Source organism: Parachryseolinea silvisoli, assembly GCF_021190955.1.
GTDB lineage: Bacteria > Bacteroidota > Bacteroidia > Cytophagales > Cyclobacteriaceae > Ohtaekwangia > Ohtaekwangia silvisoli.
In genome coordinates this window covers 2,239,776-2,254,397 of the sequence record NZ_JAIOAO010000001.1, presented here as the reverse complement: position 1 = coordinate 2,254,397, position 14,622 = coordinate 2,239,776, and the positions used below count along the sequence as shown (strand labels likewise).

Genomic DNA, 14,622 nt, shown 5'->3' with positions numbered 1-14,622 from the left:
ACTTATAGTGGGACGACAGGATTGCTGACGTGACGCTGATGGGGCATTGCTCCATCAAGAAAAAGAATAATCCGGACAGACGGTCCGGACTATTGCAATTTTACAGAATAACACCCGGGGCCGCTACTGCTCCTGCTTTGCGTTCCAGGTATGCCGTGCCCGCCGCTGGCTCGTCAATCCAGGGAAAAAGATCGGGTGGATGATTAAAGCCATTGACGAGATCTGCTGTAATAGACGGATTAAATCGTGCTGCATCTATGATCCGCATAACATGGGGCGAAGGCGGTAACAAGAATATGTCGCAGAATTGGTTTACGTATTGTGAATATTGCCAGAACGAGTCGAATGTACGCTGCATCCATGCTGCGTCGTACGGTCGGTCGCCATGGGCGAGAATAGATGTGGCATAGTGATGCGCCATTTTGGTTGCGTTGTTTCCTCCCTGTCCTACAATCGGATCGTTAAGTATAACGGTGTCGCCCAGACCGAGAATAGGAGCCTTGTTCGCCAGCGTGGCCACGGGGTGGCGCACCACGGGAACAAACGAGCCTTTGAGGAATGCGTTGTCGTCTACAAGCATTACATCATCAAAAGCGGCTGCCTGCCAGGGCATATACCGATTGATTACCTCTTTGGCCTTTGCCAGCAGCGCGGGGCCGCCCTGCACGTCATCAAATACATCCAGTATACTGCCTGGAATCACTTCCATCAAAAGCCATGCGCATTGCAGACCGCTCTTATGATAGAACGGCGCGGTGATAATCTGTCCCCCTTCCATGATATTACCGAGGTTGATGGATTTGAACGGCAGATCGTACCGGCTGGTGATATGGAGCTGCACGAGCTTGCGCGCCACCATATCCCAAGTGGAACGGGCATCATCGCGTGTGAACAAACCGCACAGCGGGCCTTTACCGGTAGATATTATCACCAGGTCAAAAGTTTGTGTCCAGCGCTCTACAGCCGGTATGTCGACATCGCCGACCACAAACTTACCACCGCGCTGCTGAAACAGCTCTATCCAGTGATGGAACTTGAGGCGCTGGTCGATCGACACACCCGGCTGCCGGAGGTCGGCATGTAAACCGAATGCGAAGGCACCATCGGGTGTACCGAAATTGATATCGAATGCTGTTGAATAAAAAGCACGGTGTTTCCATGCATTTATGCCGAGCGCATCTTCCAGCTGGAGACTGCTGTGAAACAGATAGGTGCCGCCTGTAGGAGCGCTGTTAAATATCTGGTCCGCGGTTTTATCGGAGAACAGGGTCACATCATAACCAGCTTGCAGCAATGCCAAGGCCAGGTGCAGGCCGGACTGACCGGCACCGGCGATTGCTATTTTCCTCATAGGTCAGCCGGGGTAAGTTGTTGTACGAACTTGTCGTGATCCCACAACACGCGCAACTCGGTTACGAGCGCCTGGTCGTCAAACTTGAAGATAAAGATGTGCTCGGAATCGAACCGAAGGCCATGCTCGGGAATACCGGCAAAGTCCTTTCGTTGCGTGCCGAAAATAGATACCCGGCATTTTACCGCATGCTGCGCTTCGATCCATTCCAGCGATGTCACCGTGTTGTCGAGGTCGGGGAAACATTCCATCAGTGCAGTCCAGATGTTTTTGCCAAGCTCGTGAACACGACCTGTACCGGTCTGATCCAGTGGCTCGAAGTAAACGATGCTTTCGGGGGTGCACAGATTCAGCATCCGTTCAAGATCCATTTCCTGATACGCGGAAAAGAATTCGATACAAGTTCCCTTCCTTTGCAGCACGGAGGTTGCTTCCTGCTGCTGCGTTTTTGTTTCATTCATACGAGAGGTTGTTTTATATTCTATTTACTTCTTTGTCTGGTTCGATTCGGTTCCGCCATCGAGGAGCCACCCTGCGTATACGATTTTCCAGTGTCCGTCCTGTTTTTCGAGTATGCGGGTTTCATAGCTCAGACCGGGCATGTCCATGGCTGTCTCCCCAGTATCGGTACCGTATTGCTCGAAGGTTACCCAGGCCATGTTTCCGGAAACACGTATGTTTATATTTTCACGGCGCACTTGCTGATGGTTCTTTTCAGGATTGTCTGTAATAAGCTTCTCCATCCGGCCGCCGATAACCGACCACCCTTTCATTACGGTTACACCGCCACGCGGCCACCATCCAACTACACGCACGTAGTTGCCGTGTGCCCATTGGTTCGCAAGGGTGCTGAAGTCTTTATCCCAGAAGGCTTCGGTCTCGGCAATGATCACTTTTTTAATAGCATCCTCGTCTGCGCTTATGCGTGCCACTGGCCGATTCGGGGCCATAAAAGATAGTGCAGCGAAAGCTGCCGCCACAATCCCTTTAATCAGTAAAATTTTCATAGGCCTTGTTTTTTTAACAAAGCTATGGAGCGCAAACCGGCGACGATAGTAAAAATGCGGTTGGGTACTATTCTTTCTTTTTCTCCAGCAGTCGTGTAAGCTCCTCGTGTTCCTGTAGGTAGCGTGCGGGGCTCAGATCGTTCAGGGCTTTGAAATCTTTTATGAAATGGTTCTGATCGTGAAAGCCGCCCTGAAAAACCATGTCCTGCCAATCGACGCGCGAAGCATGGGCCACCTGGTTCGAAATGGGGGCCATTCGCACAATGCGGCAATACTGTTTGGGCGTAAGACCAGTCTTTTCAAGGAATTTACGTTCAAGGTGCCGGCGGCTTACGCACAACTCCTCCATCAGGCGTTCAACAGTTATATTACCGGTGTTTTTTAGAATAAGCTCTGCGGCCATATCCGCAACATTGACTCTTTTTTCATAGCCGTCCACCCGCGTTGCAAAATATCTGTTCAATATATCGAGCCTTTCGGCGACATCCATGGCAGCTTTCAGAGATGTATAAAGCACCCCTGCCTGGTCGCCCAGCAGTGCGTCGAGGCTTATACGTTTGTTTACTACGGTGCGCATTGAAAAATCGAACAGCGTGAAAATGGCTGTAGGTTTAAACACAATGCCTACCTGGCGTACGGCTCCCGAAAGTCGTATGCGATAATTTTTTGTTTGTTGTCCGGCTAATATACAATCTGGTAAGGTCTGGAAGTCCTTTTCGGCTGCTGTGCGCACGGCATATGGATCGCCCAGGTTAAAAATTATGGCTGAGTAGCCACTGGGCGGCGACTGGATAATCTGTGTTTCACCATGGGTATAGGCAAGATCGTAATAGCACACAATAAACGGTTCCAGTATCGGTGGGGAGCTATGTTTCTGATAACTGAGCATAGTCGCTGCTTATACGTCGTAAGGAAAGATAATAAAAATTACGGACAATCACCGCGTCAAATGAATGTAGCGAATATGTATTTCACGACTTGAATGTTAAAATGTCCGCGGGATATATTGTCGTGGCACGGTAGGGAGTAAATGCGATGGAATTAGCATTAAATGTTCTTCTGATTAAGAACTTTGCGCTAACCCTAAAATGGCTGACAGTCCCATGATCATAAACGCCAAGACGTTGCTGGATAGATCGGAAACTGTATGGCGTAACTTTTGGAAGGAGGGAGATTGACCTTCTATGAATAAAAGTATATCAGGCCTATTTTATAAAATAAAAAAATGCGTGCAGGGCGATGATGGTCTAAGGTTGATAGTTGAGAGGCAAATCGACTGAACTGGTGCCGTAGGCAATGCGGACGTATAATGGTGCGAGGTTGTCTCTGGCTTTGTCTTTCTTGATGATGAAACGGGTACGGAGGATGTTTGAAACACTCATGGTTTTAAGGTTTGAAATGAAGCGTGTTGATCAATTCGGCCTTCCGTGCCCTAACCTACCGTTAAGAGGCGAGGGCACAAATAGGGCACAGAACCATTGAGTTTATAAGTGATTGAATGATTACCTGGATCATCCATTGGGTGGGCGTCAAAACAAGAAAGCCTCCGTTCGCTGTCGCTCACTCTCGGGCCTTTTTATTTTATGGATGCTCAAGCGGGACGCTTGGACATCCATAAAATAAAAAAGCCCGTTCCGCCAAAGGCGGAAAAGGCTTTTTTGTATTGGTCGCCCTGAGTGTACAATTTTCGGACTATTTCCTGCTTGATTTGAGACAGATAATTAATGTAGCAGTCTGATTTAAATTAATTGAATCTAGTAATTCTAGGCAAGGACGTGGATTTTAAACTTTTCAGGCCACGCCAGACAAAGGGGCCAAATGCCAGGGATTATCTGAAGTAATACAACTACCAAGGCAACAGCCCCAGAAAATAGTAAGGAACAGCACCAACCGGTTTTAACCAATTATGTCCCAAAACGAATTCATCCGGCGAGGAAAAAGTGCAGGTCTGTCGCCAGACAAATCCAGGGAGAAGTCCCCGAATGTCTTGGCGTAGGCTTGTAGCTCACACGTATGAAAGCAAAGTGCGTGGATTCGGTCGCCTTGTCTTTCGGCGGCATGCAATCAACCGGGGCGATATTAACGGAATTTAACTCCGATGGCAAGTATTGTGATATCCTGGCGAGTCGGTTATATGCACTCCTTTGACAATCCCACAAATTTAGGAATCATTCCTTAAGACAATCGTTATTGTAGTGAGATGGGTATTAGCAATTTGATGCAAATCTTTAACTACATACCCATCTTCTAGCAGTTTATCTAGTTCGGGCGTATCTAACTTTTTAATTAGGCCGCCACCTTGGCCCCCTTGAGGAATATTTAGAATAATTACTTTTTGATGAGACATAATATATATTTAATTTTTGAAATCAACTTGCCCATTACAATTAAGACACTTATTCTGGGGCACGGTATAAGAAAAGATTCATTTATTAATCAGCATAGCCATTCGGTAACAGATTTCGACCATCTGGAGTGTGTAGTTTTTCAGCTATATCCTGTCAGATGTGAAACCATTTTCGATATTTAGATTACTGCAAACCATTTATAACCAGAATCTGCAGGCCAGGCGGTAAAAATCTAGCAACTTATGATCAATTATAACTAAGAAAGATTGTTGGCAGTGCCTAGAACGGAATAAGGTAAGAAAAAATCAATTTCTCATTTTCCTGCGCAAATAGGTTGCGCAGTCCGCAATTTCATTGCACATGAGCAATACACAGAATTTATTAATTTAAACAAAACCGCGTAATTATGATTTTCAAAGATAAACTTGTCATCGTGGAGAAAGCTTTGAATCCGGAGATTCATCGCCTGTTCACAGAAGCGCTTAAAACACAAAGCCACGAATCTGATCTTTTTTTGCTTCACCTGAATGGTTCCTTTAATAAGGACACGGCGCAATGGAATGCCAGAGAAATAAGAAAGCGTGATGCACATGTGATCGGACCCGGCCACGAGGGGCATTCTGAACAAGCGCATTATTCCTTTATAGATAAGTACCGGCGAATGAACATTGCTAAAATGTCATTGCCCGAATATCTGAAGTTGCACGAGTACAGTCCTGAACGAAATGCGGAAATTGACGAGCTGGTTGATATTGAAGAGACAACCATCCAGTTGGAAATGCTGATTTACCTTAAGTTTTGGGAAGCTGATCTAATCATCAAGAAATTGTATCAGTTTGTCCGGCTTTTGAACGGTGAACATTATGATTGGTATTTCAGGGTTCAGGAATCATCCCGCGATGCTGATGCAACAGGATCGCGTCAGGATATTATACGCCTAAAGATCAGGGACAGGTTAAAGAAAATCTCTCCCACCATTTATCAGATGATAAAAGATACATACAAGACGCAACTTAGAAACAGCATTGCCCACTCCAATTATTCTTTTCTCAGTAGATACATCCACCCCAATAATTTTGTGAAAGAAGACCTTGCAGCACAACTGAAGGCAGTCTCTTTCGACGAATGGATTGATATTTTTCACAATACAATCAGTTTGCACAATCAGTACATCAATCTGGATAACATGATCCATGAGCACTATCGTGAGATTGCAAGGAAGAACAATAATGAGGTGCCGGTAAGAGTGACCGACAGTAAAGGCAATCAGTATTTACTCACAGTAATTTACAGAGAGGAATGGGATGACTGGAGATATAAGCAAACAGACGAAAAATAACTTCACGCTGTATATTTTAAAAGATCCCGGACGTTACGCTTCAGGCAAAAGTGTTCTCAATCATCAGGTCAATGGCTTGTATTGGCGGACAAAAAACTGCCTAGCTCTTAGGATGACAAGTGACTTGAAGTTGGTGCACCCGTTGCGCTTTTAAACAACACCATTTCCATCGCATTTCCTTCGCATTTCATCTTCCTCTGCATTCTGGCACCACGCCATCATGTTACTAAGCTGGGAAGAAACTGTTTTTTTTGGCCAGAGCAACTAGGTGGACTGCTGGTAAGGCATTCAAAGCAATAGGTTTGCAATATGGGCTGAGAAATCAGAAAATTGCTGAGGAAGGGTTTGATGCTATGAAAAAATAAAAAATAAATCCATCTTTTTAAAAAAAACTATTCAGTTATGAATATTCAAAATGACTATAAAAATGCACTAATAGCGGCGTGCGACGTAATCGGGCTAAAAATTCCATCTGCGAAGGAGGCATTTACACGTCTTGGTAAATTCGAAATGCGACATGGAAACTTCCCATATACCGCTACGGATATAAAAAATTTTGGAGCGATCCGACTTAGTCGTTTCCACAATAATAATCCATTTCTTATTTCCGTGATGGAAAAGGAGGAAGCTTTCAAATACTACAAAGTGGCGGATACTCGAGCGCTTAGCCTATTTCTTAGTAACTATTTAGATGGAATTCTATCGTTTTTATGGTTCATCAAAGACAATTCTATTGGAGCGGGCTGCCTACTAATAGAAGATCAGATTAAATTCGATGCTCCAGATAACTATATGCATATCGAAGATCGGCAAATACGAAATAGTATGGCATCGGGGATCTATCAACCAATGACATTCACTAAAGAAGAAATAGATCGGGCCTATGAAATCTACCAACGGGCTAAGGAATTAATGCCTAATCATATACTTGATAGGCACATACACATAGAAACACCAAATCCAATAGCAAACAAAAATCCATTGCATGCAGTTGATTATAATCGATTTTCAAGAATTGAGCGTTCGCTACAATTTCTGACTATTGCTCGATCCTTTTCTTTCCTTCCGCACAAGATCGCCTTCTATATGGCGATCTACGAGTGCTTATTTTCATCTGATAACGCCGAGATCGCTCATAAGGTAGCTTATCGTGCAAGTTGCTATTTAGGTGGAAAAAAAGAGGATAAAATTGCTAACTATGAGATTCTAAAAGATGCTTACAACTTAAGATCGCAATATATTCACGGAGCTTCTTTATCTAAGGGAATATTAGATAAATATAAAGGTATCGACATGATTTGTGTTGGCGTTGACACCCTAACAAGGCAGATATTAACAAAAGTCGTTATGGAGGATTATGAGAAATTCCTTTTGAAAAAAGAGGGCATCGATGATTGGTATAGCAGCTTAATTTTTACATGAAAAAAAACCTCAATTATCCAGGTGTAAATTTGTTACACTATTATATATCGAGAACATTCATTAACCACTTTGCATCTGTCCTAAAAAAGCCGCGCCGCTTTTTCCTGAGTTTTGGAGGATCGAGAACCTGTACCTGACAAGTGAGTTTGGTGCGTTAGCAGCGCCCGGATGGGACATTCCTCGGCAACCAGCGTTTCCTTGAATTTGCAGAACGAACTTGAGTGAATTTGAACTCGAAAAGCCGCTATTCAGAGAAAACGATGAAAGGGTACTAGCGTCAAACAAAAAAAGCCTTCAAAATCGCAGATTTTGAAGGCTTTTACTATTAAGTCGGGGTGAGATGATTCGAACATCCGACCCCCACGTCCCTAACGTGGTGCGCTAACCGGGCTGCGCTACACCCCGAGAATTCTACCGGTTTTAGCTGAACATTTCCAGCTACCCATTTCTCTTTTATCGGAATCAAAAACCTTGCATTTCTGCTCATTTTCGACCCGTTTCAAGCAAAACGGCTGCAATAATACTAAGAAAGATCAACTCTCAAAAGCCGATCGGCAGGCACTACTTCTTTTTCTTGTCCTTTTTCAGCGAATTGAAAAACTTCACCCAGTTGAATGGGTTCAGGAAGGGATTTGTAACGGGCTGGAATTTGTCGCTGGTAGAGCTGGCCCACTGGTTCAGGTAGTACCGTTGGTTTTGGTAGCCATCCATGGGGGTGGTCTTCAGCATTAGCGCCAGGAGCTCGTCATTGAAATTCCTTTTATCAATGCGCGCATCGTCGGCGGGCAGGTTCATGGCGAGAACGGCCTGTTTGAAAATTTCTTCTGTCGGGAACGGCACAACCACCACTTCGGGCAGCATGGTCGTGTCCTGTACCAGGCTGACAATGATGGTCTGGTATTCGGGGGCGTTCTCGGGAACTGTAAAGTAGCGGTGTTGAAAGCCTATGGAGCTGATGACGATCTCATCGCCCACCAGCACGGGCATGGAGAAAAAGCCTACGCTGTTGGACGTCGTACCGCGGCCGGCTTTGGGTACGTAGATGTGCACTCCAGGAATGCCGGAAACGCTGTCCTCACCCAAAATCACCCCGGAAAGCTGGATAACCCGCTTTCGTTGTTGCGCTTCCGCCGTCTGCAGGCCACTCAGGACTGTCAGGATCAGCACCAGGGCGAATAGGAGTCTCTGCTGGTTCTTTTTCACGTGTTCTTGAACTCTGATTTCAAATATAAAGATAAGCCCTATAACGCCCTAATTTCTATACCTTTGGCGGTAAAGGAAGGATGTACCATGCGCCTGAAAAGTTTTAATCTCACCCTCGGATCGCAGATTTTTAAAGCCTGCGCGGATGAAGGCCGATTGCGCATTCTGCACCTGATTTTTGTGAACGGCGAAATGTGTATCACCGACCTGGAAAAAATCCTCGATTTTACACAGACCAAAACCTCGCGCCACCTCATTTATCTGAAAAACGCGGGTATCCTCAGCCACAAACGCGACAACCACTGGGTTTTCTATTACATAAAAGACGAAGTCGGCGACATCATCAAACAGATCTTCCAATTTTTACGAAAAGATGTGCAGCTGCAAAAAGATCTGCAGGTGTACCAGACCATGTTCACCAACCGGGAGCTGGCCGTCAACAAGCGGCAGATCCAGGAGTGGCAGCAACGGGGCGGCGCCCGGGTGTAAGAATGACAACAGTGGAACGAAAAGTGATGAACGAAAGAAATATGCAGACGGCCGGAGGCGTAAGGAAAGGTTATAAATGTGTGCTTTTTGATCTCGACCACACCCTGTGGGACTACGAGACCAACTCCCGCGAGACGCTGGAAGAACTCTATGGCACATACAACCTCGCGGCCCGCGGTGTAACCGACTTCGAAAGCTTCATGACCAGCTTCCGCACGGTGAACCTGGCCCTGTGGGACCTCTACGACACGGGTCGCATCGACACCGAAACACTCCGCCGCGAGCGCTTCAAACAAGTGCTCGAACCGTTTGGCGCCTACAGTGAAGCACTGCTCGTCGACCTCAACCGCGACTACCTGGCGATCTGTCCGCAAAAAGCCAACCTCATGCCGCACGCGCACGAAATTCTGGCGTACCTGCACGGCCGCTACGCGCTGACGATCGTTACCAACGGTTTTGACGAAATGCAGCATACCAAGATGCGCGCCGCCGGCCTGCACCGCTACTTCGGCCACGTTGTGACCTCGCAAACCGCCGGCTGTAAAAAACCCGCGCGCGGAATTTTTGATTATGCCTTGCGCAGCAATGCAGCCGTGTGCCACGAAGCGATAATGATCGGCGACAACCTCGTCACCGACATGGGGGGCGCACGCGATGCCGCCATCGATCATGTGTTCTTTAACCCCGAAAAGAACAGCCATCAGGCCGTTGTAACACATGAAATTACCTGTCTTTCCGAACTGCGTCAGATTCTATGATTTCGATTACCTTTGCCCCCCTGAATAACGCATTAGTCTAATACCTACTTAACGGATCGAATTATGCCAAAAGGATTTTTTCAGGTTCCCTATCCCAAAAATGAACCGGTGCTGAGCTATGCCCCCGGCAGCAAAGAGCGCACAGCATTAAAGAAAGCAATTGAAGAGGCACGTGCACAAGAATTGGATATACCGATGTATATCGGTGCCGAAGAAGTGCGCACCGGCGAGAAAAAGCGCCTGGCACCGCCTCACGACCACAAACACACCCTGGGCTACTTCCACGAAGGCGACGCTGGCCACGTAGAGCAGGCGATCAATGCCGCCCTGGGCGCCAAAGAACAGTGGGCCAACCTGGGCTGGGAACATCGCGCCGCCATCTTCCTGAAGGCAGCCGACCTGCTGGCCGGTCCGTACCGCTATAAGATCAACGCCGCGACTATGCTCGGACAATCGAAGAGTCCGTACCAGGCAGAGATCGACTCTGCGTGTGAGCTCATCGACTTCCTGCGCTTCAATGTATACTTCATGACGCAGATCTACCAGGAGCAACCCGAGTCGTCTCCCGGCGTTTGGAACCGCATGGAATACCGTCCGCTCGAAGGCTTTACCTTCGCCCTGACACCTTTCAACTTCACCGCCATTGCCGGCAACCTGCCCTCCAGCATGGCCCTCATGGGTAACACCGTGGTGTGGAAGCCAGCCCATACACAAGTCTATGCGGCCAACGTCATCATGCAGGTGTTTCGCGCGGCGGGCCTGCCCGCCGGTGTCATCAACCTGATCTATACCGACGGCCCCGCGACGGGCGAGGTGATATTCAACCATCCCGACTTCGCCGGTCTGCATTTTACCGGCAGCACCAAAGTGTTCCGCGGCATGTGGAAGACCATTGGTCAGAACATCGAGAAATACAAAACCTATCCCCGCATTGTCGGAGAGACCGGTGGCAAAGACTTTGTGATGGTACACAACAGTGCCAACGCGCGCGAAGTAGCCACGGCGTTGTCACGCGGTGCGTTTGAATACCAGGGGCAGAAATGCTCGGCCGCATCCCGCGCCTACATCCCGTCCAACCTGTGGGAAGATGTGAAAAAATTCTTGCTGGAAGATCTGAAGACGTTCAAAATGGGCGGCACCGAAGACTTCGGTAACTTTATCAACGCTGTCATCGACGAGCGTGCGTTCAATACCATCACCGGCTACATCGAGCAGGCCCGTAAGAACCCGATGAACGAGATCATCGCCGGGGGTAAGTACGACAAGACAAAAGGATACTTTGTAGAGCCGACGGTTGTTGTCTCGAAAGACCCTTCGTCGGTTACCATGTGTGAAGAGATCTTCGGACCGGTATTGACAATCTATGTATACCACGAAGATAACTTCGAAGAAACACTTGAGCTTGTAGACAGCACATCTCCCTACGCACTGACGGGTTCGATCTTCTCGCAGGATCGGTACGCCATCGAGCTGGCAGCGAAAAAGCTGTCGAACGCGGCGGGTAACTTCTATATCAACGACAAACCCACCGGCGCCGTAGTAGGCCAGCAGCCTTTCGGTGGCGCGCGCGGTTCAGGCACCAACGACAAAGCAGGTGCCAAAGTAAACCTGCTGCGCTGGGCGTCTCTGCGCACCATCAAGGAGACGTTTGTACCGCCGGTAGATTATCGTTACCCGTTCCTCGACAAAGAATAAGAACACGATATACTGAAACAGAAACAGCAGGCCCCCTTCCTTGGCCTGCTGTTTTTTTTATAGACAACGGTATGAAACCCTATGAGCCCATAGGAGTATCCTGTGCAAGCACCTCTTCCTTGTACCACGTTATGTGGCGGGAGAAATACATGACCAACGCGATAACAATAAACAGTCCGATGCTACCCAATAACAGGGAATAGTCTTGCAACTGAATGATCACAAAAATGAAACCGTAGAAGAATACCAGTATAGCGCCGAAGAAAGCGATCATGCCACCCTTACGCAAGAAGCTGGCCGCGTACAAACTTACCAGCAATACCGTAGCACCAGATGCAATCAAGTAGGCGATGTTATAACCCACGTGTTCTGACAACGACAGCAGCAGGGTATAATAGATAATCAGCGCGGCACCGATGAGCAAATACTGAAAAGCGTGAATGCGGATAGTACGGATGATCTCTACCAGGAACAACGAAACGAACGTCAACAGAATGATCAAGATGCCATACTTCGCTGTGCGTATGCTTTTCTGATATTGATCGACGGGGATCAGCAGGCGTGTGCCAAAGCTGGCGCCGGAAAGCTCGGTGTTGGTGCCCGTCCACTCTTGTGCAAATGGGCGATTATAATGGAGCACCTTCCAATGGGCGCTGAAACCCTTGTCTGTAATCTCACGCTTCTCCGGTAAAAATTCACCGTCAAAGCTGGGGTTAGCCCACGGGCCGTTCAGGCTTACGTCGGTAGTTTTTCCAACAGGCACGAAGTATAGCAAGCTACTGCCTTTCAGGTTAAGCTTTGCGGTAACAGTGCCGTTAAAGTCGGCTTCGGTTTGCCACGGCAATGTAGTAACAATGCCGGTTCCGCTCGGCCCTGCGCTCTCGGCCGAAACAGCCGGGGTGTACGTTTCATCGCCACGATCGTCGTCCAAAAACGAAGACACACTTGCGCTGGGCGTAGAGAATCCGATTTGGTTGGAAGGCTCACCATTCAATACGGCTTTCCCGTTCATAAACACCGGATTGTCACTAATGCCGCGCAGATCGCTCAGACAGTAAGCCAGTTGAGCCTCACCCCAGTGAATATCCTGGGCGGCGACGCCAAGCTTTTTGAAATTAGGCTTTGCAAAGGTTGCTTTAAGATCAATGGCCGACTCGTACACGGCAGCGTCAAACAGTCCGCGGTGCAAGACTTGCGGGGAGACGTTACCGTTAACATCGAGTTGTTCTGGCAGGAAGTATGCTTCCTGTTTCCATTCGCGGATCTCGACACCGTTTTTGCCCTTGTCGATACGCTCGCGGTTCGTGAATGGAATGATGAGCACGGGGCCGGCCAGTGTTTGCGGTCCCGACCATTTCGAGGTGATCTCGTTTACAACGGAGCTGGCCCGGTACTGTCGCTCGCGGACCAATGACTCGATCCATGACTGCGGAATGAGCAAAATAAGCGTGAGGAAGCCAATGGTGAAAAGTTTTACAAAGACCGATTCGCGAAACCAGGCGCCGATGCGGTCAAAGATGCTGAGAGTTGAAGGTGTAGTTTCCATAAGAAGTTAGTTGTGTTATGCTATTGAAGGGTGAGGGTTGAAGATGCTGGGAGCGGCTGTTCGACTGCAGGCTCGGGTTTGGTGCGCACTTTTGCGAGAATCGCTTCCAGCAGCGGCAGCATATTCTCCAGGCTGCGGGTCTTGATCAGGACATTCCACAGGGGCTCGAATTTTTTCCAACCACCACTGTAGAGAAAATGTTTAAGCATGTGTTTGGCAGAATCGTGCGTGAGACTCGCTTTGGTAATGTTGCTCCAGCGATAGAATTCGCGATATGCCCAATGATACCCCTCCTCCAGGGCTTCGGCCGACAGGCGACGCGTTTGGTAGACCACGTGCCGGGTGTCGTACAAATCCCAGTTGTCCGTCAGTATACGTCCCTGCCGTTGCATGTCGGTATACAGCGCAGTGCCAGGGTAAGGCGTTAGAATGTGATAAGTAGAAGTAGTGATGCCGTTGCTGACGCCCCAGTCGACGGTGCGTTTAAAAACATCCGGACCGTCGTCGTCCAGGCCGAACACAAAACTGCCGTTGATCATAATGCCGAGGGAATGCAGGCGCTTGACCGCACGCTGATAGTCCTTTTGCAGGTTTTGTTTTTTGTTACTCTGCCGCAGGTTCTCGGGCGAGAATGTTTCGAAACCTACAAACACACTGCGCAGCCCAGCTTCTGCCGCCTGTTCGATGAGGTTACCCCGCAGAATGGAGTCAATGGTGGAGGCGCCCTGGAACACCCGGTTCATACCCTTCATGCCTTCGAAGAGCGCGGAGGCAAATTTTACATTGCCCAGCAAGTGGTCGTCCAGGAAATAGAGGTGGCGTCCGGGCAGGCGATCGATCTCCGCCAGGGCATCGTCCACGGCCTGGGTATAGAACGTTTTACCGCCTTCGAAAAATGCGTCTTTATAACAGAAGGTGCAATGGTGCGGGCAGCCACGTGTTACCACGATGGAATTGGGAACCAGGTAAAGATGGCGTTTGATCAGGTCACGCCGTATGGGGGGAATACCTTCCAGCGTACGAATCGCAGAGAAGTAGCGCTTCAGCGGTCTTTTGGCGCGGAAGTCGCGCAGGAACTGTGGAAAGGTTTCTTCCCCCGGACCGAGAAAGATCGTATCGGCATGCGGCGCGGCTTCTTCCGGTAATGAAGTTACGTGCAGCCCACCCAGTACAACATACGAACCCTTCGCCCGGTAGTGATCGGCGAAAGCATATGCGCGGTACGCATTCGTGATGTATACCTGTATCACGACCAGGTCGGGCCGGTCGTCGAGGTCGACGCGCTCTACGTGCTGGTCTTGCAGCTCGACCGTATCGTCCGGCGACAGATACGATGCCAGCGTCGCCAATCCCAGGGGAGGGAAGAGCGAATATTTGATTGGGCGCCAGAACGGACTCTCTGCTTCCGTCAGTGCAGGCAATATCATTTTAACCTTCATATATTACTACAGAAGTACTTTTAAA

13 protein-coding genes and 1 tRNA gene are annotated in these 14,622 nt (G+C 48.5%); 5 read left to right on the top strand and 9 right to left on the bottom strand.

The genetic code is table 11. The annotated features are described in order from the left end of the window. Nucleotides 1–100: 100 nt before the first annotated feature. The 5 genes from K7P01_RS09330 to K7P01_RS09310 all read right to left on the bottom strand — a co-directional run bounded on the left by K7P01_RS09330 (nt 101) and on the right by K7P01_RS09310 (nt 3,740). A complete protein-coding gene (locus K7P01_RS09330) occupies nt 101–1,351 on the bottom strand; it encodes a styrene monooxygenase/indole monooxygenase family protein (protein ID WP_267292147.1) in 1,251 nt (416 codons plus the stop codon). Then, complete coding sequence (locus K7P01_RS09325; RefSeq protein ID WP_267292145.1) at nt 1,348–1,812, bottom strand: nuclear transport factor 2 family protein; 465 nt, start codon at nt 1,810–1,812, stop codon at nt 1,348–1,350. Before K7P01_RS09325 ends, K7P01_RS09330 begins: the two co-directional genes overlap by 4 nt. Nucleotides 1,813–1,836: 24 nt before the next feature. Continuing rightward, a complete protein-coding gene (locus tag K7P01_RS09320) occupies nt 1,837–2,358 on the bottom strand; it encodes a YybH family protein (RefSeq protein WP_267292143.1) in 522 nt (173 codons plus the stop codon). Between the two features lie 67 nt (nt 2,359–2,425). Next, nucleotides 2,426–3,247, bottom strand: coding sequence for a helix-turn-helix domain-containing protein (locus K7P01_RS09315; protein WP_267292141.1), 822 nt, complete (start codon nt 3,245–3,247; stop codon nt 2,426–2,428). 358 nt (nt 3,248–3,605) lie between these two features. Continuing rightward, on the bottom strand, nt 3,606–3,740 hold the full coding sequence (locus tag K7P01_RS09310; RefSeq protein WP_267292139.1) for a hypothetical protein: 135 nt from the start codon (nt 3,738–3,740) through the stop codon (nt 3,606–3,608). Between the two features lie 1,372 nt (nt 3,741–5,112). Here K7P01_RS09310 and K7P01_RS09305 point away from each other — a divergent pair. Continuing rightward, nucleotides 5,113–6,045, top strand: a complete 933-nt coding sequence (locus K7P01_RS09305) for a hypothetical protein (RefSeq protein WP_267292138.1) — start codon at nt 5,113–5,115, stop codon at nt 6,043–6,045. A gap of 402 nt (nt 6,046–6,447) precedes the next feature. Next, on the top strand, nt 6,448–7,467 hold the full coding sequence (locus K7P01_RS09300) for a HEPN domain-containing protein (RefSeq protein ID WP_267292136.1): 1,020 nt from the start codon (nt 6,448–6,450) through the stop codon (nt 7,465–7,467). 330 nt (nt 7,468–7,797) lie between these two features. Here K7P01_RS09300 and K7P01_RS09295 read toward each other — a convergent pair. Together K7P01_RS09295 and K7P01_RS09290 are read right to left on the bottom strand one after the other, a co-directional pair. Next, nucleotides 7,798–7,872: transfer RNA gene (locus K7P01_RS09295), tRNA-Pro, on the bottom strand. A gap of 156 nt (nt 7,873–8,028) precedes the next feature. Further along, nucleotides 8,029–8,670, bottom strand: a complete 642-nt coding sequence (locus K7P01_RS09290) for a carboxypeptidase-like regulatory domain-containing protein (protein ID WP_267292134.1) — start codon at nt 8,668–8,670, stop codon at nt 8,029–8,031. 87 nt (nt 8,671–8,757) lie between these two features. On the opposite strand from K7P01_RS09290, the gene K7P01_RS09285 reads away from it, so the two are divergent. The 3 genes from K7P01_RS09285 (at nt 8,758) to pruA (ending at nt 11,612) form a co-directional block, all read left to right on the top strand. After that, nucleotides 8,758–9,159 (top strand): ArsR/SmtB family transcription factor, encoded by a 402-nt coding sequence (locus K7P01_RS09285; protein ID WP_267292132.1) that lies wholly within the window; start codon nt 8,758–8,760, stop codon nt 9,157–9,159. A gap of 26 nt (nt 9,160–9,185) precedes the next feature. After that, on the top strand, nt 9,186–9,917 hold the full coding sequence (locus K7P01_RS09280; protein WP_267292130.1) for a YjjG family noncanonical pyrimidine nucleotidase: 732 nt from the start codon (nt 9,186–9,188) through the stop codon (nt 9,915–9,917). A 63-nt stretch (nt 9,918–9,980) separates the two neighbouring features. Continuing rightward, nucleotides 9,981–11,612 carry an L-glutamate gamma-semialdehyde dehydrogenase gene (pruA, locus tag K7P01_RS09275; protein ID WP_267292128.1) on the top strand — a complete coding sequence of 544 codons (1,632 nt, stop codon included), beginning with the start codon at nt 9,981–9,983 and terminating at the stop codon, nt 11,610–11,612. 79 nt (nt 11,613–11,691) lie between these two features. On the opposite strand, the gene creD is transcribed toward pruA, so the two are convergent. Both creD and K7P01_RS09265 read right to left on the bottom strand, forming a co-directional pair. Then, nucleotides 11,692–13,158: a cell envelope integrity protein CreD gene (gene creD / locus K7P01_RS09270; RefSeq protein ID WP_267292126.1), complete on the bottom strand. Its 1,467-nt coding sequence runs from the start codon at nt 13,156–13,158 to the stop codon at nt 11,692–11,694. 20 nt (nt 13,159–13,178) lie between these two features. Next, nucleotides 13,179–14,597, bottom strand: coding sequence for a B12-binding domain-containing radical SAM protein (locus K7P01_RS09265; protein WP_267292124.1), 1,419 nt, complete (start codon nt 14,595–14,597; stop codon nt 13,179–13,181). Between the last annotated feature and the right edge of the window lie 25 nt (nt 14,598–14,622).